The following is a 23,438-nucleotide window of genomic DNA, read 5'->3' on the forward strand; positions in this document are numbered from 1 at the left end:
GTAACTTGCTGAAAAGTAGCAGGTTGTAAAAACAGAATTACGATGTCTAACCGTTCTACAGATGAGTTATTTCAGCTGATAAAGTCACTTGAAAAGGCCGAAAAGCGCAATTTCAAGGTGTACATGAAGCGTATTGCCGGTAGCGAGGACTTGAAAATGATGACGTTATTCGATGCGCTGGACAAAATGCACGAGTACGATGAGGCCAGTTTGCTCAGCAAACACACCGTGCTGCAGAAGCAGCAGTTGTCTAATTTAAAAGCCCATTTGTTCCGCCAGATTCTTACCAGTTTACGTCTTACCAAAGACGATAGCATAGACATGCAGCTGAACGAGCAGATGAGCTATGCCCGCATTCTTTATAATAAAGGATTGTACCTGCAGAGCCTGAAACTGCTGGAAAAGATCAAACAGATTGCCAAATCGAATAACCAGGTTACTTTCCAGATGCAGGCCCTGATTTTTGAGAAGAAGATCGAAGCCATGCACATTACCCGCAGCATGGAAAACCGGGCAGAAAGGCTCTCCCACGAAATTGATGACGCCAACCGGCACCTCACGCTGCTCAACCGCCTGTCGAACCTGGCGCTGCAATTGTACAGCTGGTACATAAAAATGGGACATGCCCGCGACGAGAAAGATGTAACGGCCGTAAAAATGTTTTTCGAGGTAAACCTGCCCGTACACCAGGTATCGCAGATGCATTTTTACGAGAAACTGTACCTGTACCAAAGCTACTGCTGGTACGGATTTATATTACAGGATCTGCTGATGTTTTACCGGTACTGCCAGAAATGGGTTGACCTGTTTGACCATGAGCCGGCCATGATTGCCACCGAAACCAGTCAATATGTGAAGGGGTTACATAACCTGCTGAGCGCACACCTGGCTACCAACAACTACGATGCCTTCCGCAAAGTGCTGCAGAACTTTGAAAACTTTACCACAACTGAAGTGGCCAACGCGAACATCAATGCACGTATACAGATATTCCAGTACCTGTACACCGCTAAAATAAACCTGCACTTCCTGGAAGGAACATTTACCGAAGGTTTGCAGCTGATACCGCATATTGAAGAACACATTGAAGAATACAAGCTGCATTTAGACAGGCACCGCATACTGGTATTTTATTATAAAATAGCCTGCCTGTATTTTGGCAGCGGCGATAATGAAAGCACCATTGACTACCTCAATAAAATCATTAACTGGAAAGTTGACCTGCGCACCGATATACAATGTTATGCGCGCCTGCTGCATTTGATTGCACATTACGAGCTGGGTAACTGGAGCCTGCTGGAGTACCTGATAAAATCGGTATACCGGTTTATGGCGAAAATGAAAAACCTGAGCGTGGTGGAAGAAGAGATCTTCCGCTTCTTGCGCAAATCGTTCACCCTGGCGCCAAGCCGCATTATCCCGTCTTTCAGGGCGCTGAAAGAAAAGCTGGAAAAATACGAAGGCAACCCGCTGGAAACGCGTTCATTCATGTACCTCGACATTATTGCCTGGCTGGAAAGCAAGATACAGGGCATACCGGTGCAGCAGGTGCGGCACAACCGTTTTCTCGAAGGCAGGAAGGGCAAGGCGCAGGAAGCGAAAACGAGGAAGGCGTAACAGGGTGAAGAAAGCCGGTGAATAGTGAATAGTCAATAGTGAATAAAAAACGGTGAGGGGTGAGTAGTCAGCGGTGAGTGATTGAAGCGAAGGGCATCAAAGAAAAGTGTCTTCGCTTAGATAAAAGCCTTCGCTTCGAATCGGATTCGCTCAGATAGTCTCGATGTGTCGATTCTCAATTCTCGATGTATTCCACTCACCTGCCTTTATTTCCTGGTTGATTCTCTTGGTATCAACGTTGCATTCAGGATAATGGTTTCATTGATAATAGGCGCATTCTTTTTATCCAGCGAACGGAATAACGTCATGGCTGCGCGTTTGCCTATTTCAAAAGCCGGCTGGGTAATGGTAGTGAGGGATGGTTTGAGCAGCGGCGCTGTTTCGAGGTTGGCGAAACTGATTATTTTCAGTTGTTTCGGAATATGAATGTCCAGCTCATGTGCTGCATGGTAGGCAGTAAGTGCGAGCTTTTCAACAGAAGCGAAAATGCCGTCAGGCCTGTTCTTTGCGCTCAGCAACTTTTTTACCTTGTTGTAATTCTCTTCATGGTTGTTACTGCCGAAAACAATATTGGTTTGTGGTGAGCGCAGTTTGTATTTCTTAATCGCATCCAGGTAACCATGCATGCGTTTGTTACCGATAGATAAATGTTTGGAAATACACAGGTAGGCAATATTGGTACAACCCTGCTGTATCAGGTGTTCTGTGGCTTTAAAACCGCTCTCGTAATCATCGGTGGTAATCTTTGCCGTTTCTACATTTTCGCAGATGCGGTCAAAGAACACAATAGGCACATTGCGCTGTTTGAGGTTGATGATGTGTTCTATATCATCGGTATTGCTTGAGACAGACATCAGCACACCATCAACACGCCCGTTTTGCAGGTAACGCATAATGCTGAGTTCCTTGTTATAATCTTCATGCGTGATATAAATAAGCACATGGTAACCCTTTTCCTGTGCAATTTCTTCGATACCGTTAATGGCGAGCGAGAAAAAATTGTTCGCAATTTCCGGAATAATTACCGCAATGGTGCGGCTCTTCTGTTTGCGTAAACTGCTGGCATAAGGATTAGGCTCGTAGTTGAGTTTTTTGGCAAGCGCCATTACCTTACGCTTGGTTTCTTCACCAATATCATAACTGTCCCTTAAGGCACGGGAAACCGTAGAAACCGCCAGGTTCAGCTCTTTCGCGAGATGTTTGAGATTTACGTTTGTCATAATACAGTGTTGTATTTACAGCCAGGATTGCCTGCATGATAGATCAGATGACAAGGCCTGGCAGCCCGGTAAATACCCGGCCTGGGGCAGTTGTTGAATGATGCTATGGCGGTGCAACCGGCCCCTAAAGTAGTTTTTTTGCGGAAATAAACCGGAAACGTTTCCGTAAAAAAAGATCTTTTAAAAAGAAACTTGCAAGTTATTTTTCTTCAACTTGGCTGTGCGGTTTGATTGTTAAATTGACTATTTGTACCAACGGCCGCTTATCACAACACTAAATTAAAGCTTGCCATGTTCATGCGAAAACTCATGCGTGCAACGTACCTGTTGCTGTGCATGTTAGCCACAACCCAACTGCTTATAGCGCAGTCCGGACGCATCTCCGGGAAAATCAACACAACAGAAACCGGCGCACTTGCAGGCGCATCTATTCATGTAAAGGGATCACCGGTTAACACCATCAGTGGTGAAGGCGGCGTCTTTACCATTACCGTGCCTGCTGCGAAAACCAGCGCAACACTGGTGATAAGTGCTGTAGGTTACGAAGACCAGGAAGTTCCGGTAACGCTGCCGTTCCAGGGCGAGTTGCAGGTTACCATGAAAGAAACCACGAAAGGATTGAACGAAGTGGTAGTGGTTGGTTACGGAACAAGCCGCAAAAAAGATCTTACCGGGTCTGTTTCATCCATTAGTGTTGCCGGCCAGGAAAAAACACCGGTAATTGGTACTGCACAGTTACTGCAGGGGCAGGCGAGTGGTGTGCAGGTAATGCAAAACCAGGCGCAGCCTGGCGGAACCGTGTTCTCTATCCGCATCAGGGGTACCAACTCCATCAATTCAAGCAGTGAGCCATTGTATGTGATAGATGGCTACCCCGGTGGCGATATCTCTGCCATCAATCCCAACGATATTGAATCGATGGACGTGTTGAAAGATGCCTCTTCCACCGCCATTTACGGAAGCCGCGGCGCCAACGGTGTTATCATGATCACCACCAAAAAAGGACGCGCCGGCAGCAAAGGCGTAAGCATTGATGCATACACCGGTATCCAGAAAGTGGGCAAACGCTACGACATGATGAATGCCACGCAGTATGCCACTTTTATGGACAGCCTGCAGGCAGAAAACAACCGTTACAACAATACCAACCTGGCATTGCCTTACACGGCAGACCAGATCAGCAAAATGGGTGCAGGTACAGACTGGCAGGATGCTATTTTCCGCACTGCGCCGATCTCGAACATCTCTGTAGGATTCAGGGGCGGTAATGCTGATACCCGCTATTACCTGAGCCTCGGTTATTTCGACCAGCAGGGTATTGTGATTGGTTCTGATTACAAAAGAGGAACCGTTCAGTTTAACCTCGATCAAACAGTAAGCAAGAAAATAAAAGTAGGCTTTACCTCACAGTCATCTTATGGTTACCAGAATGCGCCAACAGTGAATACCAGCGGCGGTGGTACCACACCCAGCGTGTTGTGGGATGCCGTAAGGTTTAATCCTGTACTGCCTGTTTACGACAGCACCGGCAAATACACATTTATGAACAACCCCGGCCCGCTGGCTTCACCCATCGGCAACCCGGTTGCGTATGCCAATGAAGCGCAGGATGGTGTATACAATTTCAGAACACTGGTAAATACCTATGGTGAGTATGAAATTGTCAAAGGCCTGAAACTGAAAAGCAGCTTCGGTGTGAATTACCGCAACTATGGCGAAAAAACATTTGTGCCAACCGATCTGTATGTGTCATCCGGACTGGGTTCTGCTTCACAAACATCAGAACAGCATTATAGCTGGCTCAGTGAAACCTATCTTACCTGGGATAAGGAATTCAATAAAAACAACGCATTGAATGTAGTGGGTGGGTATACTTTCCAGCACTGGTACGATAAAGGTTTTACAGCAAACGTAAACACCCTTTCTACCAATGCAAACGGCGGTGATAACCTGAGCGTGGGCACACCTACTTCTTCTACTTCTTTCTATAACGATAACGTGTTAACCTCCTATTTCACCAGGGTAAACTACAGGCTGTTCGACAGGTTCCTGTTTACCGGAACAATCCGTGCAGATGGTTCATCCCGTTTTGGTGAAAACAACAAATGGGGCTATTTCCCTTCAGGCGCGTTTGCATGGCGTATGGGGGAGGAAGATTTTATCCGGCACATCAAAGCCATCAGCGACATGAAGCTGCGCCTGAGCTATGGTGTTACGGGTAACCAGGAAATTGGTTCTTACAACGCCTTGTCGCACTACAGCACCAACAGTTATTCATTGGGTAGCGGCCCTTCAAGGGTGGTGGGTATTTCACCGAGCAATATTCCCAATCCTGATCTGAAATGGGAATCTACTGCTACTTACGATGCAGGTCTTGACCTGTCGCTGTGGAGCAGCCGCGTGAATATATCAATGGATTACTACTACAAAAAAACATCCAACCTGCTGCTGAACCTGAGCATACCGCAAACATCCGGTTATACCAGCATCCTGAAAAATGCGGGCAGTGTATCTAACCAGGGCTTTGAACTGGGCATCAACACGCGCAATATTGTTGGCAAAACCTTCAGCTGGAATACTTCACTGAACTTTTCTACCAATAAAAACAAAGTGGTTGACCTGGGCAGCAACAAACAGATTTATGCCGGTGATGTAAGCGGCAGCCTGTTCCCTTCAGCAACCTTTAAATCAGGCATACTGCTGGTAGGCCAGCCTATTGGTTCCTTTTACGGTTATGTGTTTGACGGCATCTGGCAAAGCCAGGAGCAGATTGCAAAAAGCGGCACCAAACAGGCAGTTAAACCGGGTGATCCTATTTACCGCGACTTGAACGGCGACAGCATTCTCAACGGTTCAGACAGGATGATACTCGGACATGCCTTACCCAAGTTTACTTATGGCATTACCAACAACTTCACACTGGGCCGCTTTAACCTCAACATCTTTTTGCAGGGTGTTTACGGCAACAAAATATGGAATGAAAACCGTTACGAAATTGAAAACGGTTCACCCAATTTCAACAAGCTCGCTTATGTTGGTACAGACAGCTGGCATGGCGAAGGTACCAGCAACACCAACGCCCGTATCAGCAGTGTATTGCGCAGAAGTACCGGTGTAACCAGCGATGTAATTGAAAGCGGCAGTTACCTGCGTGTAAAAACAGTAACCCTCTCATACGATTTGCCGCTGCCCAAAATAACCAATGGCGTGTTTAAATCAGCAACGGTATATGTAACAGGTCAAAACCTGATCACCATTACCAAGTACAGCGGTTACGACCCTGAAGTAAACTCTTTTGGTATCAGCAATGCACTGTCACTGGGAACTGATTATAACGCTTATCCCAATTACAGGAGCTACCTGGTGGGTGTGAAATTTGGTTTTTAATTAATTGACTTGCGTAAATATGAATGCAATGAAAAAGTTTAATTTTCTTATACCCGGTTTCTGCTGCCTGCTGGGACTTGCTTCCTGCAAAAAGCAGCTGGATGAAAAAGCACACAGCTTTTTAACACCAGATAACTTTTACAATTCCGCTGCAGATGCCACTTCTGCCATCAATGGCGTATTCTCTGTACTGCAGGATCAGAAGTATTACCAGCGTACCGTGTACATTATCTCTGAAGTATCCGGTGATTGTTTTTACCCAAGTCCTAATTCGGGTGATCGCGGCGATATTTATTCAGGCACTTATTCTGCTACCAATGGTGAAATAGCCAACTGGTGGAACAACAGCTATAAGATGATTAAAAATGCCAACGATGTAATTACATATGTGCCCGGTATTGCAATGGATTCGGTACAGCGCAACAACATAGTAGGCAACGCCTATTTCCTGCGTGGCATGGCTTATTTTGACCTGGTGCGCACCTTTGGTGATGTGCCACTGGTATTGAAAGCCGGCGACCAGGACCTGTATCCCAAACGTGCTGCATCTGACCAGGTATACGCACAGCTCATCAGTGATTTAAAAATGGCAGAGCAGTATTGCTATCACGTTGATAAAGTAAATGCCACAAATAACCAGGGCATGGTGTCTTCAGAAGCTGCCTCAGGCATGCTGGCGCGTGCTTACCTGCAAAGAGCCAGCACCACATTTGCACAGGCTACCGATAACCAGGATGCTGTTACGGAATGTAACAAAGTAATCGCCTATGCAACTGCTAACCCGGGCAGTCTTACGCTGGTAAAAAACTATGGCGATATATTTGACCTTACCAAAAAGAATGGCCCTGAAATTTTGTTCAACGTGCAGTTTGGTTTGTCGCCCAATGCAGTCAATCTTACCAACCGCATGTTCGATCCTGTTACTGCTGTGTACGGCGGTTACGGTTCTTTTATCGCACTGAACAGCTATTACAATTCTTTTGCAGCCAACGATACCATTCGCCGCAGGATTACGGTAAACACTGTAGACGGTGGCAACCGCTATATCTCCAAATGGCGCGACCCCGGTGTTAAAGCCGGTGCCAGCGGACGTACCAACTGGATTGTACTGCGTTATGCTGATGTATTGCTGATGCAGTCTGAAGCACTGAACAACATTAACCCGGGCGATGCCGCTAAATTTGATGGTATCAATAAAGTGCGCGCACGCGCCGGGCTCGGCAGCCAGTCGCTCAGCTTCGACAATACTGCCTCCTCAGATGATTTTGTAAATGCAATAGTAAACGAACGTGCATGGGAACTGGGTGTAGAAGGTCAGCGCCGCTGGGACCTGATCCGCCTGAAAAAATACAAAGCCGTTAAAGCTGCACAGGGTTATACCATTGACGACAATCACCTGCTGATGCCTATTCCGCAGTCTGATATAGACCTGAACGTGAACCTCAAACAGAATACCGGCTGGTAGTAACAACATCATTTTTACACGAACGCTGCTCCCCGGAGCAGCGTTTTTTTATGGATGGTACCCCCGCATGCCTTGCGGCCCGCAGCTGTGGACACAATGTTTTACATTTGCTCCCTTACAACAGTGTTTATGCAAACGGACATGCGCTCAGAGGCTTTTAAAACCATTAAACTGGCTATTCCCATTATTATCGGGGAACTGGCGCAAATGCTGCTGCATATTATCGATACGGCCATGGTGGGTTCCATCAGCTACAAACACCTGGCAGCCGCTTCCCTTGTGCTGAATACACTCAATATTCCTTTTGTAGTAGGCATTGGCATGACGATGTCTGTATCGCAGATGGTATCTATGGCCAATGGCCGCAAAAACAATGCGCAGGTATCGCATTACTTCTTTAACGGTTTTGTGCTGTGTGCGGTATTCGCTATCATCATTGCGCTGGGTATGGCTTTCAGCCGGGGTATCCTGTACCACCTTGGCCAGGACCCTGATGTAGCCACACTCGCCACACCGTTTATGTTTCTCGTGAGTTTATCCATTATTCCCATGCTGCTGTTTATGACACTGAAGCAATTTGCAGACGGACTGGAATTCACCAAAACCGCCATGCTGCTGTCGTTATCAGCCATGCCTGTAAACATCTTTCTCAACTGGCTGCTTATTTACGGCAACTGGGGCTTTCCGCGCCTGGAGCTTGCAGGTGCAGGATGGGCCACCTTAATTACGCGCTCACTTATTTTTATCGTACTGGCACTGGTAATACTGAAGCACCGCACGTTTCACCCCTATATCTCTATCCGTAAAGTGCAGTGGCGTTTGCGCATGCACACCATTCGTGAACTGCTGCACATTGGCATACCCAGCAGCATGCAGCTGGGTGTTGAAGTGGCGGCTTTTGCTGTATCCGGCATACTGGTAGGTACACTGGGTGCCATAGCGCAGGCCTCGCACCAGATCGCGCTGAGCTGTGCATCGTTTACGTTTATGGTGTCAATGGGTTTATCACAGGCAGGTTCTATACGTACCAGCAATGCTTACGGCCGCAGCAACTGGCCGCATATTACTACCATTGGTAAAAGCACGCTTGTAACGGCTTTGCTGTACGGTATTTTCTGCGCAGCCATGTTTTCGCTTTTCAGGCAGCGGTTGCCGGCTTTGTTTAACAACAACGTTTCGGTGATGCAGCTGTCTTCCATGTTGCTATTGTATGCAGCCGTGTTCCAGATATCAGACAGCACACAGGCCATTGGTGCCGGCTTGCTGCGTGGCATTAAAGATGTGAAAGTACCTACCATACTGGTCACGCTTGCTTACTGGGTAATTGGCTTGCCCACGGGTTACACCCTTGCTTTTAAAGCAGGGTTAGGTGTATCGGGTATGTGGATAGGACTGATTGCAGGGTTAACGTTTGCCTCCGTATTTTTGCTGATGAGGTTCCTGCGGATTGCTAAAAAACAGGGAGCGAAGTCAGGCAAACCGCTGTTGATATAATTGTTTACAGGAACTGATCACCAAACACATCGATCATCATCTGCGCCGGTTCAACAGCTAAAAGTCGCACAACGGCTGCCACAGCAGGCAGCCGCTGTACGGCTGAATATTATGGGTTGGTTGACCACAGGCTGCTTATTTTCAGCAATGCCCTGCGGTTTAATTTCAACTGCGCTACAATCAGCTCCGCAAAGTCTTCAGGTTGTAACACCTTATCGGGATTGCCGTCGGTTAATTTCAAATCAACCGCCATATCGGTTGCAATGGTGCTGGGCGCCAGTGCGCTTACACGGATATTGTGTTTGCGTACTTCAAGCATCAGTGATTCTGTAAGCCCTAACAAACCAAATTTGGAAGCACTGTAAGCGCTGGTGGCAGGCGCGCCGCGCTGGCCGGCTGTAGAGGCAACATTGAGAATATCTCCTGTTTTGCGTTCAATCATACCAGGCAATATAGCACGGGTAACATAGTAAGTACCCAGCAGGTTTACTTTAATCATGTTTTCCCACACAGCCGGTTCCAGTTCAAGAAAACCGCCGAATGCTGCTGCGCCTGCATTGTTGAGCAGGATGTCTATATGGCCATGATCGGCCAGTATTTTTTCTACGGCGGTATTTACCGCATGCATATCTGCTACATCTGCCACTGCCCAGGTTGCTTTTACACCAAGTGCAGTGAGTTCTTTGCATACTTCCTCCAGCGGTTGTGCGCTGCGGCCCATCAGGGCTATGTCAACGCCTTCTTTGGCCAGTGCCAGTGCTGCTGCCTTACCCAATCCCTTGCCGCCACCGGTGATGAGGGCTTTTTTACCTTGTAACGATTCCATAGTTTACTGTTTTGTATGCAAAGGTAGTACTATCAGGCAAGTAACCCGGTCACCGCCACCGGTTGGTAATGCTTCAAAAAACAAAAAGAGCGCGAGCGCTCTTTCTGTTCCATCAATCATTACTTAGTAACTCAAACCCGAACCAAACTTGTATAAAGGATCTTTTGAATCATAGGGTACATCTTCTTTCTGGTTGCGCACCGCCTCCATAGATGATGGCAATTCAATAGGCAGTTTGCCGCCTGGTTTTGCCTTGCCGAAAACAATATCGAGCAGGGCTGCATCACTGGCGCCAAAATCGGCCAGCAGTGCGCGGGCCAGCGTGTTAATCTCCGGTATCACGGCTGGTCTGTCAAGGTAAATGTCAACAATGGTGGGCACTTTGCTCATCAGCTGCAGAATACTGTCTTTCACGCTGCCTTTAAAGTCAAGATCACCGTGGTGAAAAGATTGTGCCATTGGGATAGGGGAATTTACCGGGTACCAGGGTGTGTTAAGCCGGATGATGGCGAGGTCTGCATCTTCCGGTTTATCTACTACGGTAGCATATTGCGAAGCCAGCTGTTTATCGATATTGCCTACGTAAATTTTCAGCTTGCCTGTTTGCAGGGGCAAGGTGTGTTTGCTGTTTTTCAGCAGCGTGAATGCCCTGCGCTGCGCGGCCTCACCAGCTGCTTTAAATGCAGGCTGACCAACAGTTTGCACTGCTTTGTCCACGTCAACAAATGGGTTGTCAAACAAACCCAGTTCAAATTTCTGGCGCAGCAAACGTTTTACAGATGCATCAATGCGCTGCTCACTAATCCTGCCTTCTTTCACCAGTTGTATCACCAGTTCAGGGCAACTTTCGCCGCCAAACTGGTCAACACCTGCATTGAGTATTTTTTCCACACGCTGTTCGGGTGTTAATTTTTCAACGCCCCATGCACGTGCAGGCCATACCACATTGCCTATCTTTGTATCTGTTACCAGGCCCCAGTCTGTACACACCACACCATCGTAATGATACTTGTTGCGCAGCAAACCGGTAATGATGTCTTTGTTATAAGAGAACGCAACATTTTCGCTTGTCTGGTCTGTTGGAATACCATAGTACGGCATAATGGCCGCGGTATGTGCAGCAAACGCAGCTTCAAACGGAATGAGGTGATAGTTGAAGTTTTTGCCGGGATACACCTGGCCCTTCTGGATAGGGAAGTGCGGATCAAGCCCTTCTTTCTGCGGACCACCCCCGCTGAAATGTTTTGTCATACAGGCCACACCTGTTGAGAGATCCGTTCCCTGGAAACCTTCAATGTACGCCTTAATGAGTTTGGCAGACAAATAGGCGTCTTCACCAAACGTACCGCTGATACGCGGCCAGCGTGGCTCTGTTGCAAGATCAGCCATGGGGTGCAATGCTTCGCGGATGCCTACGGCAAGGTATTCCTGGCGGGCAATATCGCCGAACTGTTTTACCAGTGTGCTGTCGCCAATGGCTGCCAGGCCAAGCTGTTCGGGCCATTGCGAGAAATCATTTGCCGACATCGCAAAAATATTGCTGCTGAAATAATGGCGCGGATCAGAAGCCAGGGTAACCGGTATGCCCAGTCTTGTTTGTTCGGCAAGATGCTGCACATTGTTATACCAGGTAGCCAGTTCCCTGGTAGAGGGGGCTGCCCAGATATTGAGGTGCGTCATTTTTTTGCCGTTGATCAGGTCAGGCGCGGTGGGGGCAAAAGCAAACAGCCCCTTGCCGGGTTGTGGTGTTAAAGAGCCGTCTTCGTTAATGCGTACACCATTGATAAAAAGCATACCTGCCTTTTCATCAAGTGTCATTTGGGATAATAAATCATTCACCCGGTCGTTCACAGAAGCCTGGCTGTTTTCGTACACATCCATTTTCCCGTTTTTGTTGAGATCACGGTACGTGCCGTCTGTTATTTTACGGGGTTTTGAAGGAGCTGAGATCCAGGCTATTGTTGCGCCGGCAAGCAATAGCAGCAGCCCTTTGGCGAGGGGGAGGGATTTGACAAGCGGTTTCATTTCATTGTGTCTTAATGACACAATATACATTTTCTTTTTTAGTTATTCCGAATTATTTTAGCTTTAATGCATGTCCGTATTGACCGATCCTAAAAAAATAGCGTTACACGGCGGCAAGTACTTTTTGCCGCAGCTCTCGGTAGATTGTGTGATACTCGGCTTCCACGACGGGGAGTTAAAAGTGCTGTTGCTGAAGATGCACCATTCTGCGCACTGGGCTTTGCCCGGCGGCTTTATTTACAAGGAAGAAACAGTAGATGATGCTGCACACCGTGTACTGGAAGAGCGCACCGGTTTAAAGAACCTCTTCCTGCAGCAGTTTCATGTGTTTGGCAATCCTGCCCGCTCATCCAGCAAAGCCACTGTTGAATATTTTAAAAAGGAAGGTATTCATCTCGATAAAAACAGCTGGCTGGCGCAACGTTTTGTTACAGTGGGTTACTATGCGCTGGTTGATTTTGCCAAAGCTCAGCCACACCCCGATTTGTTCTCCGATGCCTGCGAATGGGTTAGTCTGCGTGAAGCAGAAGACCTGTTTATGGATCACTCGGATATCCTGCAAAAAGCCCTGGAAACGGTGCGGCTGCAGTTAAACTATCAGCCCATCGGCTTTAATTTATTGCCGCGCAAGTTCACCATGCCCGAATTGCAGCGTTTATACGAAACCATTCTCGGCAAACCGCTCGACCGCCGTAATTTCCAGCGCCGCATGCTGGCCTACGGCATACTCAAAAAGCTGGCAGAACAAAAGAAAGGCGTGGCTCACAAGGCTCCATTCCTCTACAGCTTCGACACCCAACGTTACCGCAAAGCCCTGGCCGCAGGATTAGATGGAGGTTGGTAGGAATTGGGAGTTTCACATTTTCAAATTGCATCCTATGTTCATTCGTGTACCATCTTGTTTTAAAGGAGTTACCAGCTACCAGACCTTGCAGCTGAAAGATATTACCCTGGTTGAGTATAAGGCATTGCAGGAGAGCAAACAGGTAGATGTACTGTTTGCAGAACACACACTTGCCTTTGTACTGGAAGGGGAAAAGCGCATGCACACACCCTCGGGCGAATGGATCATTAAACCAGGCGAAGCTGTACTGATACGGCGCGGTTGCTACGGTATGTCTGAAATATTTACCGGCAACGAAGGGTACAAAAGCCTGGTGTTTTTTCTCAATGATGCAATCATCAAAAGCTTTGCAGAAGAATACAAATCTTTGCTGCCTGCACCGGGTATAGAACAAACGCCTGATTTTACCATATTTCCTGCCTCAGTAAAACTGCAGGATGTAGCCCATGGGGTAATACATTATTTCTCAGAAAACAGGCAATTGCTGGAACACTTGCTGCCACTGAAGTTTAAAGAACTGCTGCTGCATATTTTGCAGGAAGATACCAGCGGTGCTTTCAAAAAACTGCTGTGCTCCCTGCATGCCGAACGCAAAGTGGCACTGGAACAACTGATGGAACAGCACTGGCAAAAGAACCTTACACTCGATGAGTGGGCCATGCTCTCAGGCCGCAGCCTGAGTACATTTAAACGCGATTTTGCGCTGTGTTTCGATACTACACCCAACCAGTGGCTGCAGCAAAAAAAACTGCAGCATGCCTATTTCCTGTTGCAGCACAGCGATAAAACCATTGCAGAAATTGCGTATGAAATAGGCTTTGAGAGCGTATCACACTTCATCAAGATATTCCGCAAAAAATACAACGATACGCCCAACAGCCTGCGGACAGAAACCGTTATACATTGAACTTTTAACGGCATTGTATGGCAGCCACGCTGTATAGTTTTGGTGAAAATTATACAGCATGAAAAAACAACTCATCCTGCTGCTGTTTTGCAGCAGCTTGTTACTGCAGGCAAGTGCACAATTGCAGCCTTTTACTACACTAAACGACTTTCAATATCCTGAAAGCATTACTACAGACGGGCATTTTTTATATGTAGCCAATATAGGCGCACAGTTTGCCCCACTGGCAAAAGATGGGGATGGGTTTATTGCGCAGCTGGATATGCAGGGGAAACCGGTGAAACGGCTGGTAGCCGCCGGTTTGCATGCACCCAAAGGCATGGCTATTGTACAAGGCGTATTGTATGTAACCGATATTGATACACTGAAAGGGTTTAAACTTAGTGACGGCAAACTGGTATTTCAGCTGGGCTTTGCCGGTGCGGATGTCCATTTTCTGAATGATATTACCGCGAAGGATAATCACACACTCTTTGTGTCTGAAACAGCCGCAGGTAAAGTATTTGAAGTGCAATTGGGCAGTAAACCGTCTTTTATTCAAATAAACAGCACGGTAATTAATGGTGCCAATGGGTTAACCTACGATGCAGCGCATAAAAAGCTCTACATAGTATCATTGGGCGCTGGTAATACACCCGGCGAAATAGGTGTAATGGACATGAACACCAGGCCATACGCCTACACTACCATTGGCAGCTACAAAGGTTATCTCGATGGAGTGGCCTTATTGCCCGGCAACCGTTTGTTGTTTACAGATTGGGTAAGTCTTGAAAAGCCGGTAAACAGTACGCTGAATATACTTAGCCTCAACAACGGCACCGTTACTACTATTGCCAATGGCATGCAGGGCGCGGCTGATCTGCTGTACATTCCTGTTTCGCAAACGGCATGGGTACCGGTAATGGCCGCCAGTCAACTTGCAGCATTTAAACTGCCTTAGCTGTTAATGTCTAACTTAGCGGGAGGTATCCTTACTTACTTTTAAAATTCAGGTATGTCTGCAGAGATAAGCAAACAGTTTAACGAAGTAGCGCAGCAGTACGATCAGCAGCGCCGTTTCCTGATTCCCTGTTTTAATGATTTTTATCACGCAGCGTTGCCCCTGCTGCAACACCGTGGTGCAGATACTTCCGTACTGGATATTGGTGCAGGCACGGGTTTGTTCTCAGCCATTCTTTACCAGCAACACCCGGCATGGCAATACACCTTACTGGATGTATCGGTGGATATGTTACAGGTGGCAAAAAAGCGCTTTCATGGCCTGGATAATTTCAGTTTTACAGAAGCCGATTTTTCAGGTGAATCACTAAGTGGCAGTTATGATGTAGTGATCTCTGCCCTGGCCATTCATCACCTGGAAGATGCAGCCAAGATAACCCTGTACAACAACATTTACCAGATACTTAAACCAGGTGGCATCTTTATTAATGCAGACCAGGTACAGGGCCGTTCGCCTTTGTTTGATGCGCATTACAAAACCCGGTGGCGCGAAACCGTGATTAACTCCGGTCTGGATAAAGCAGCAATTGACAAAGCCTTCGAACGCATAAAGCTCGACAAGTTTGCCCCGCTCGAATGGCAACTGCAAACACTGGAGCAGGCCGGCTTTACCGAAGTTGATTGCATTTACAAGAACGGGAATTTCGTGGTGTTTGCGGGATGCAAGGGGAAGTAAGTGCGCTTTTGAGTGAATAGTGAATAGTCAATAGGGAATGGATTGGAGCGAATGCCATTACCGGTGTTCTCACCGCACAAGAAATGGCAGCCGCCCGCTTTGCAGGCGCTGCGTTTTTTATGCCGTTGCCGGTGTCCCCACCGGCAACTAATCTTCGCTCCAATCAACGAATTCGCTAAGTTCATCTCGACTGTCGACTGTCGATTCTCGAATTTGGTACTCGCTAAGTTCACTCACGACTGACGACTGACGACTGACGATTCACGCTAATAGCTCATCTCATCCAGCTTCACCTTGCCCTTGAACGTCCAGAATACAAAGGTGGTATAAATCGCTACCAGCGGTACACCGATAGCCGCTACAGTTAGCATAATGCCCAGGCTTTTGGGTGAGGAAGCGGCATTCTGCACCGTTAAATTGTATCGCGGGTCAAGACTGGATAACATAAGATTAGGATACAATTCAACCGCCACAATAATCAGCAGCAGGCTGATGATAATAGCCGATGAAATAAAGGCAAAGCGATACTTGCGTTTGGATATGCTGCGTGTAATATTCGCCATTACCAGCACCATGGCCACAGGCACAAAAAACAACCAGGGGTTTAGTTTAATGCGGTGGGAGAGGTGTGGTATGTACAACAGCGTATAAAAGCTTAGCAGCAGTATGCACAGCACAAAAAAGATAGTAGTGTTTTTTACAATGATGGTGAGTTTGGCGTATAGCCTGTTCTCGGTTTTCATTACCAGGTAAATGGCGCCGTGCATCATAAACAGCGATAGGGTGGTAATACTAACCATCAGTGAAAAAGGATTGAGAAAATCAAGCGTGGTGCCCTGGTAATTGCCCTGTTCATCAATGGGCAGTCCTTTGAGAATATTACCCAGCGTAAGGCCCAGCGTAAGCGTAACAACAATGCTCGATACGCAGTAACTCACATCCCACCAGTTGCGCCACCAGGTCCACGGTTCCTTGCTGCGGAATTCGATGGAAATGGCGCGGAAAATAAGTGCCGTTAAAAACAGCATGAAAGGAATGTAAAATGCAGAGAAAGCAGCAGCATATACTTTCGGGAAACCGGCAAACAAAGCGCCGCCGCCAATTACCAGCCATACTTCATTGCCATCCCATACAGGGCCAATGGCGTTAAGTGCCAGCCGCCTGCTTTCTTCCTTGTTTAAAAATAAATGAATGGCGCCTGCACCCAAATCAAAACCGTCTAATATGGCGTAACCGGTAAAGGTTGCGCCAATCACCAGGAACCACCAGCTTGCGTAATCGATGCCCAGGAATGTATACATGAATACAATTTGAAAATTTGAAGATGTGCCAATGTGCTAATGAACAATACAGGCATATTACCCGAAGTTTTCGGCCATTTCCTCGAGGTGCGGACTGTGCCCTTCCGATTCATCGTTGTCGTGATGAAAGCCTGGCCCGTGCTGTATTTTCCTGTTCAGTAAAAACACGAACAGCGTAAACAGGAACAGGTATACAAACATAAACAGCAGCAGGGAAAACAATACCTGGTTGGCTTTTACCGCCTGCGACAAGGCATCGCTGGTGCGCAGTAAGCCATATACCACCCAGGGCTGGCGACCTGTTTCGGCCGTGTACCAGCCCACCTGGTTGGCAATTTGGGGTAAAAACACACTCCATGCAAACACCATCATCAGCCAGCGTTTTTCAAAAAGCTTTTTCCTGCGCAGCAGTATTACCCCTACAGTAGTAAGGGCAATCATCAGCATACCGCAGGTGATCATGATGTGGTACGATTGAAAAACGATGTTCAGCGCCTGCGGACGGTCTTCCGGTTTAAACGATTTCAATCCCGTTACCGGCGCCTTAAAATCAAAATGCGTTAAAAAGCTAAGGCCGCCCGGTATGGCAAGGCCATGTGTTTGTTCATTCTTTTTATCGATATACCCGAACAGGTACATATCAGCTTTGGCACTGCTGTCAAAATGCCCTTCCATGGCAGCGAGTTTGGCGGGCTGGTATTCAGATACCACCGTCGCCGCTTCGTGCCCGCTGAAGAGTTGTGCATAGGAGGCAATCAGCGCAACAACCAGCCCGATGGTAAACGACTTCTTTGCAAACTCCACATGCCGTTTCTTTAACAGGTAGTAGGCCGAGATGCTGATGACAAGGAAAGCGCCTGATAAAAACGCGCCCAGCCACACATGCAGCATGCGTTCAACAGAAGAGGGGTTGAACACCATTTCCCAGAAATCGGTGATCTCTGCGCGTGCGTTTAACCCTGTGCCCACTACATGGTAACCGGCAGGCGTTTGCTGCCAGCTGTTGGCCACCACAATCCAAATGGCAGAGAACATAGAACCCAGTGTAACCATAACGGTAGAGAAAAAATGCACTTTGGGGCTTACCCTGTTCCACCCGAACAGCAATACCCCGAGAAAGCCGCTTTCCAGGGCAAAAGCGAAAATACCTTCGGCAGCCAATGCGCTGCCAAACACATCGCCCACGTACTTTGAATACGTGGCCCAGTTGGTGCCAAATTCAAATTCCATCACAATACCGGTGGCCACACCGATACCAAATATTAATGCGAAAATGCGGGTGAAAAAACGGGCCATCTGCTCGTAAATGGGCTTGCCTGTTTTCAGGTACAAACCTTCCATAATAACCATGTTTACACCCAAACCAATGCTCAGGGGTGGGTATATGTAGTGAAAAGCGATGGTAAAAGCGAACTGTATCCTGGCTAAGATTTCTACATCCATGGGACGACTGGGGTTAAATAAAAAAGGCAGCACTGCTGCTGCCTTTCTTTATGAACAATATCGTGTAGTAAAATTCATGGCGCGAAGTTAAGCCGGAACAGGTGAAACTTTTATTCTTTTCAGATAAAAAATTACCATGTATTACCCGCTTCGCTACAGTGCACTGCTGATGAACCTTTGAACCTGCTTACGATAACTGTTCTGCAATCTCGTCCATCGAAATTGCGGAGTGACTTTCATCATATACGCATTTGCCGTTTTTAATAACCAGCACCTGCGGTGATTCATGATGAACCCTGAAGTCTTCGGCCACTTTGTGCGAAATATCGCGGTGGGCTATTAAATCAAGGTAGTAATAATCTGTACCGGTTGGTGGTTCAGCATATCTTTCCAGCCTGTTTTTGGCCATGCTGCTGATGTTACAACGTGTGCTGTGTTTAAAGATCAGCTGCGGCCGCTCAAAAGATTTTTCTGTAATTCCGGTTAGCTGTTCTGCAGATGTTAAACTAATCCAATTCATACGCTTCAAAAACTTTTCCTTTTAGTTTGGGACACTAACGCCTGACGTTAGTTCCTGAAATAACGAGGGTTGTGGCTGGGGCATCCAAGCTGGCGGTTGCTGGCGCATGAGCTGAATGCTGCGGCCAAAAGACTAACGAATGCGATTGCAATAAGCGTTTTTTTCATGTTCAGTCAATTGAAATAAACAATTTACTTTGCAGTTTTTTAAGGTGCTCAAATATACACCTTTCCGGTAATCTCACAGGTGAATGCACCTGCCTGAATGCCCGGAACAGACATTTACTATTTAATTATCCCTGATTATCATACGTTTGGGGTGCCATTAATATTGTACAAAAAATGAAAGTACACTTTATCTCCGTGGGCGGCAGCGTTATGCACCAGCTCGCTATCGCCTTGAAAAGAAAGGGTTATCAGGTTACAGGAACAGACGACGAAATATTTGAGCCGGCCAAATCCAACCTCGAAAAAGAAGGTCTGCTGCCTGCAGCGATCGGGTGGAATCCTGATATGATTCAGCCCGGTCTCGACGCCGTTATCCTGGGTATGCACGCCAAAGGCGATAATCCCGAGCTCATCAAAGCCCAGCAGCTCGGCTTAAAAATCTACTCCTTCCCGGAATATATTTACCAGGAAAGTATCCATAAAACCAGGGTAGTGGTGGGCGGAAGCCACGGTAAAACCACCACTACCAGTATGATCATGCACGTGCTGCATTCGCTGCACCAGCGCTTCGATTATCTCGTTGGCGCCAGGCTCGAAGGGTTCGACCAGAGTGTAAACATTACCGATGCCCCGGTGATTGTATGCGAAGGCGACGAATACCCTGCCAGCGCACTGGAAAAACGCCCCAAATTCCATTTCCTGTTCCCGCATGTGGCCATCCTTACAGGTATTGCCTGGGATCACATTAATGTGTTCCCCACATTCGACAATTACCTCGAACAGTTCCGCATTTTCATCAATAAAATAGAAAAAGGCGGCGTATTGATCTATAATGAAACCGATGCCACCCTGCAGCAGCTGGTACAGGCAGGTTTGCGCGATGATATCCGCTACATTCCCTATGGCGTACCCCCGCACAGCATCAGCAACGGCGCCACTACCGTTACACTCAACGGTGTAAGTGCCACGCTGAAGGTATTTGGCAACCACAACCTGCTGAACCTGCATGCTGCCTTCCATGCCTGCGAGGCACTGGGCATTACGGCAGCACAGTTTATCCCGGCCATTGCCAGCTTTACCGGCGCCGCCAAACGCCTGGAACTGATGAGCACCAGCCCCACCACCAATGTGTACCGCGATTTTGCCCATGCACCCAGCAAGGTAAAAGCCACCATTGAAGCCGTAAAACAACAATACCCCAACCGTAAACTGTACGCCATACTCGAACTGCACACTTTCAGCAGCCTGAACGAAAAATTTATGGAAGAATACAACGGCGCGATGGACAAAGCCGATGCCGCCGTGGTATTTTATGCCAAACATGCGCTCGAATTGAAGCGCATGCCCGATTTGCCGAAAGAAAAGGTACAGGCCGGTTTCAACAAGCCCGGTTTGCTGGTAATGAACGATAAAAATGAACTCTGGAACTGGCTGCAGCAACAACCATACGCCAACAGCAACGTAGTGCTTATGAGCAGCGGCAATTACGATGGCCTGGATATGACAGCCTTTGCAGCAAAGGCCGTGGGTAACGCCTAAAACCTGAAATGACCGAACGATTCCCGGACGATCCTCCGACGGTCCCCGGGCGATGGTATTTTTCTAAACTTCAAACATCAAACGTTAAACCTTCAACGCTAAAACATAAAATCCCATTAATATTTCCGGCTTTCGGGGTTTTTACAGCGGAGGGAACGTTGTAAGCCGTATTTTGCGCCACTAAAAATTTCTGAGTACATGAACCTGCAATTAACGCGTCCTTTGGCTTTCATTGACCTGGAAACTACAGGGGTAAATATTGGTACTGACCGTATTGTGGAAATCGCCATTATTAAAATCAACCCCGATGGCAGTCAGCAGGTAAAGCGTAAGCTGGTCAACCCTCAAATGCCCATCCCTGCCGGCTCGTCAGACGTGCATGGCATTACCGACGATATGGTAAAGGATGCGCCTACTTTTAAACAGATAGCCAACGAGGTGAAACAGTTTCTCGAAAACTGCGACCTGGGCGGCTACAACAGCAACCGTTTCGACGTGCCGATGCTGGTAGAGGAATTTTTACGTTCAGGAATGGAATTCAGTGTAGATAACCGTAAAATGGTAGATGCGCAGAAGGTATTTCATATGATGGAACAGCGTAACCTGAGCGCAGCCTATAAATTTTACTGCGGCAAAACCCTCGAATCTGCCCACAGCGCCGAGGCCGATGCCACTGCCACCTGGGAGGTGCTGGATGCACAGGTGCAGCGTTATCCCAATATTGGCAATACCGTTGAATCTATCGTGAAATTTACCGGTGAAGACGATATTGTAGACTTTGCCCGCCGTTTTATCCGCGTAAACGGGGTAGAAATATTCAATTTCGGTAAACACAAAGGCCGTGCAGTAACAGAAGTGCTGAAGGCAGAACCCCAGTATTACGACTGGATGATGAAGGGCGATTTTTCCCTGCACACCAAGCAAAAGCTCACAGAAATATTGAACAGGAATTTGTTAAAGAAATCCTAAATACCCCTTTGGCAAAACCTTTACATTAATACTGAAGCATTCTGACAGATAAACTTTATTTTTGACTTTTCGATTATTGCATGCAACACCCCTTGGAAAAGTTAGTTATAATACCTACATATAACGAGAAAGAGAATATCACTCCGATTCTTCAGGCCGTATTTGGTTTGAACAAGGGGTACCATGTGCTTGTGATCGACGACGGTTCACCGGATGGTACGGCCGACATAGTGAAACAGCTTTTCTCCGTTTATCCCGGCCAGCTCTTCCTGGAACAACGCCAGGGCAAGCAAGGCCTGGGTACCGCCTATATTCACGGGTTCAGGTGGGCTACAGACAGGGGTTACCAGTTTATTTTTGAAATGGATGCGGATTTTTCGCATAACCCCAACGACCTGGAACGCCTGTATCATGCCTGCAAATATGAAGGTGGTGATGTTGCCGTAGGCAGCCGTTATGTGCCCGGTGGCAAAATTGAAAACTGGCCTTTCGACCGTCACCTGTACTCACGCGGTGGCGCTATTTATACCAAACTGGTTACCTGGATGCCGGTGAACGACCCTACTGCCGGCTTTGTATGTTATAAAAAAGAAGTACTCGATACCATCAACTTCGACGAGATCCGTTTCGTTGGATATGCCTTCCAGATAGAAATGAAATTTGCCGCCTGGAAGCTCGGTTTCACCATTAAAGAAGTACCCATTGTATTTATCGACCGCCAGATAGGCGTGAGCAAAATGAGCAAGGGCATTATCAAGGAAGGTGTGCTGGGTGTATTGAAGATACAATGGCAAAGCCTCTTCAAAAATTACCGCCGCAGGGTAAAAAGTGATACCACGCAGGTAAAGGTAAACCGCGTTAAAGCGGAAGAACCTGTTGTAACACGATAATCATCACCGGCTTACCTCAACGCTCGCTAAAATGCAATAACTTCGTGCCATGAAATTTGCGTTGTTAAGGTTGCATCTCACTGTTTTTTTATGGGGTTTTACCGGCGTATTGGGACGGCTGATTAATTTAAATGAAGGTTTACTGGTTTGGTGGCGCCTGGCCATTACTGTTGTATCGTTATGGGTACTGTTCGCGGCTACCGGTAAAGTACGCAAAATTGCCCTGCGCGATTTTATCAAGATAGCCTCTATCGGCACACTGCTTTCCCTGCACTGGCTGTGTTTTTACGGCAGCATCAAGTATTCCAACGTATCTATTGCCTTAACCTGCCTGGCCACATCCGGACTTTTTTCCGCGCTGATGGAACCGCTTTTTTTCAGGAAAAGAATTAACCTGCTTGAACTGGTGCTGGGCATGTTTGCACTGGCGGGCATTGCGATTATCTACTTCTCCAACCTTGTTTTTTCTGCAGGCATTTACATTGGCCTGCTGGCATCCCTGCTTACGGTACTGGTGTCGGTGCTCAATAAAAAAATTGTGGATGGCTACGAGCCGCAGTCCATTACCCTGTACCAGTTAACAGGCGGTTTTATTGGTTTGTCCCTACTGATGCCCCTGTACAATCACCTGTTTCCTGCGCCCAGCCTGATGCCCCAGCATTGGGACTGGTTATGGCTGGTTATTCTGAGTTGGGCATGTACCATACTTACTTTTATTTTATACATCAGCACGCTGAAAAAACTAAGCGCCTTCACCATGAACCTCACGCTTACGCTGGAGCCGGTGTACGGCATTATTCTCGCGTTTGTGGTATACCAGGAAAACAAAAGCCTGAGCCCTAATTTTTACATCGGCTTCGCCCTGATACTTGTAGCAGTAGCGTTACAAATGTTCCGCCTCATGGGCCTGGGCAAAAAGTTGAAGCAGCGGGTTGTGGTGAGCAGGCAGTGATGCCGGTGAATAGTCAATAGTGAATAGTCAGACGTCAGTCGTGAGTGGATGCCGTTTAGTCAAGCAGCTTCTCTGTGTCCTCTGCGTGTTTTTCCTTTGCGATCTTTGCGGTTAAAAATACATAATGCTTCACTAAACGACATTGAATAGTGGGTGATCTCAATTATTCGGCTATTGGTCTTCGGTTTTGAATTTGC

General features: G+C 47.4%; 18 protein-coding genes. 12 read left to right on the forward strand and 6 right to left on the reverse strand.

Annotated elements, in window-relative coordinates; all coding sequences use genetic code 11:
- Positions 1-42 precede the first annotated feature (42 nt).
- On the forward strand, positions 43-1,617 hold the full coding sequence (locus DXN05_RS12530) for a hypothetical protein (RefSeq protein ID WP_116847621.1): 1,575 nt from the start codon (positions 43-45) through the stop codon (positions 1,615-1,617).
- 206 nt (positions 1,618-1,823) lie between these two features.
- Here the strand turns inward: DXN05_RS12530 and DXN05_RS12535 are convergent, their stop codons facing one another.
- On the reverse strand, positions 1,824-2,837 hold the full coding sequence (locus DXN05_RS12535; RefSeq protein ID WP_116847622.1) for a LacI family DNA-binding transcriptional regulator: 1,014 nt from the start codon (positions 2,835-2,837) through the stop codon (positions 1,824-1,826).
- A gap of 291 nt (positions 2,838-3,128) precedes the next feature.
- Between DXN05_RS12535 and DXN05_RS12540 the strand changes: the two genes are divergently transcribed.
- The 3 genes from DXN05_RS12540 to DXN05_RS12550 all read left to right on the forward strand — a co-directional run bounded on the left by DXN05_RS12540 (position 3,129) and on the right by DXN05_RS12550 (position 9,183).
- Positions 3,129-6,224 (forward strand): SusC/RagA family TonB-linked outer membrane protein, encoded by a 3,096-nt coding sequence (locus DXN05_RS12540; protein ID WP_116847623.1) that lies wholly within the window; start codon positions 3,129-3,131, stop codon positions 6,222-6,224.
- A gap of 28 nt (positions 6,225-6,252) precedes the next feature.
- Complete coding sequence (locus tag DXN05_RS12545) at positions 6,253-7,689, forward strand: RagB/SusD family nutrient uptake outer membrane protein (protein WP_158559232.1); 1,437 nt, start codon at positions 6,253-6,255, stop codon at positions 7,687-7,689.
- Positions 7,690-7,818: 129 nt separating this feature from the next.
- Positions 7,819-9,183, forward strand: coding sequence for an MATE family efflux transporter (locus tag DXN05_RS12550; protein WP_211330038.1), 1,365 nt, complete (start codon positions 7,819-7,821; stop codon positions 9,181-9,183).
- Positions 9,184-9,292: 109 nt separating this feature from the next.
- On the opposite strand, the gene DXN05_RS12555 is transcribed toward DXN05_RS12550, so the two are convergent.
- Positions 9,293-10,009 carry a 3-ketoacyl-ACP reductase gene (locus DXN05_RS12555; protein ID WP_116847625.1) on the reverse strand — a complete coding sequence of 239 codons (717 nt, stop codon included), beginning with the start codon at positions 10,007-10,009 and terminating at the stop codon, positions 9,293-9,295.
- A gap of 123 nt (positions 10,010-10,132) precedes the next feature.
- Positions 10,133-12,034, reverse strand: coding sequence for a glycoside hydrolase family 3 protein (locus DXN05_RS12560; protein ID WP_116847626.1), 1,902 nt, complete (start codon positions 12,032-12,034; stop codon positions 10,133-10,135).
- A gap of 70 nt (positions 12,035-12,104) precedes the next feature.
- On the opposite strand from DXN05_RS12560, the gene DXN05_RS12565 reads away from it, so the two are divergent.
- The 4 genes from DXN05_RS12565 to DXN05_RS12580 are packed head-to-tail and all read left to right on the forward strand — an operon-like array spanning position 12,105 to position 15,460.
- Positions 12,105-12,878, forward strand: a complete 774-nt coding sequence (locus tag DXN05_RS12565; RefSeq protein WP_116847627.1) for an NUDIX hydrolase — start codon at positions 12,105-12,107, stop codon at positions 12,876-12,878.
- Between the two features lie 34 nt (positions 12,879-12,912).
- Positions 12,913-13,785, forward strand: a complete 873-nt coding sequence (locus tag DXN05_RS12570; protein WP_158559233.1) for a helix-turn-helix domain-containing protein — start codon at positions 12,913-12,915, stop codon at positions 13,783-13,785.
- 58 nt (positions 13,786-13,843) lie between these two features.
- Positions 13,844-14,725: an SMP-30/gluconolactonase/LRE family protein gene (locus DXN05_RS12575; protein WP_116847629.1), complete on the forward strand. Its 882-nt coding sequence runs from the start codon at positions 13,844-13,846 to the stop codon at positions 14,723-14,725.
- Between the two features lie 54 nt (positions 14,726-14,779).
- Positions 14,780-15,460, forward strand: coding sequence for a class I SAM-dependent methyltransferase (locus DXN05_RS12580; RefSeq protein WP_116847630.1), 681 nt, complete (start codon positions 14,780-14,782; stop codon positions 15,458-15,460).
- A gap of 266 nt (positions 15,461-15,726) precedes the next feature.
- Here the strand turns inward: DXN05_RS12580 and cydB are convergent, their stop codons facing one another.
- The 3 genes from cydB to ytxJ all read right to left on the reverse strand — a co-directional run bounded on the left by cydB (position 15,727) and on the right by ytxJ (position 18,724).
- The gene (gene cydB / locus DXN05_RS12585; RefSeq protein ID WP_116847631.1) at positions 15,727-16,761 is read right to left on the reverse strand and encodes a cytochrome d ubiquinol oxidase subunit II; all 1,035 of its coding nucleotides are present in this window, start codon (positions 16,759-16,761) and stop codon (positions 15,727-15,729) included.
- A 57-nt stretch (positions 16,762-16,818) separates the two neighbouring features.
- Positions 16,819-18,204: a cytochrome ubiquinol oxidase subunit I gene (locus DXN05_RS12590; protein ID WP_116847632.1), complete on the reverse strand. Its 1,386-nt coding sequence runs from the start codon at positions 18,202-18,204 to the stop codon at positions 16,819-16,821.
- Between the two features lie 187 nt (positions 18,205-18,391).
- Positions 18,392-18,724 (reverse strand): bacillithiol system redox-active protein YtxJ, encoded by a 333-nt coding sequence (ytxJ, locus tag DXN05_RS12595; protein WP_116847633.1) that lies wholly within the window; start codon positions 18,722-18,724, stop codon positions 18,392-18,394.
- A 341-nt stretch (positions 18,725-19,065) separates the two neighbouring features.
- Here ytxJ and DXN05_RS12600 point away from each other — a divergent pair, with 341 nt between their 5' ends.
- The 4 genes from DXN05_RS12600 (at position 19,066) to DXN05_RS12615 (ending at position 23,241) form a co-directional block, all read left to right on the forward strand.
- Positions 19,066-20,430: a UDP-N-acetylmuramate--L-alanine ligase gene (locus DXN05_RS12600; protein ID WP_116847634.1), complete on the forward strand. Its 1,365-nt coding sequence runs from the start codon at positions 19,066-19,068 to the stop codon at positions 20,428-20,430.
- A 198-nt stretch (positions 20,431-20,628) separates the two neighbouring features.
- A complete protein-coding gene (locus tag DXN05_RS12605; protein ID WP_116847635.1) occupies positions 20,629-21,399 on the forward strand; it encodes a 3'-5' exonuclease in 771 nt (256 codons plus the stop codon).
- A gap of 92 nt (positions 21,400-21,491) precedes the next feature.
- Positions 21,492-22,289 (forward strand): polyprenol monophosphomannose synthase, encoded by a 798-nt coding sequence (locus DXN05_RS12610; protein WP_211330039.1) that lies wholly within the window; start codon positions 21,492-21,494, stop codon positions 22,287-22,289.
- Between the two features lie 49 nt (positions 22,290-22,338).
- Entirely contained in the window at positions 22,339-23,241 is a 903-nt protein-coding gene (locus tag DXN05_RS12615; RefSeq protein ID WP_116847637.1) for a DMT family transporter, read from the forward strand.
- The last annotated feature ends 197 nt before the right edge of the window (positions 23,242-23,438 follow it).

The sequence above is a fragment of the Deminuibacter soli genome, assembly GCF_003412455.1.
Classification (GTDB): Bacteria; Bacteroidota; Bacteroidia; order Chitinophagales; family Chitinophagaceae; genus Deminuibacter; species Deminuibacter soli.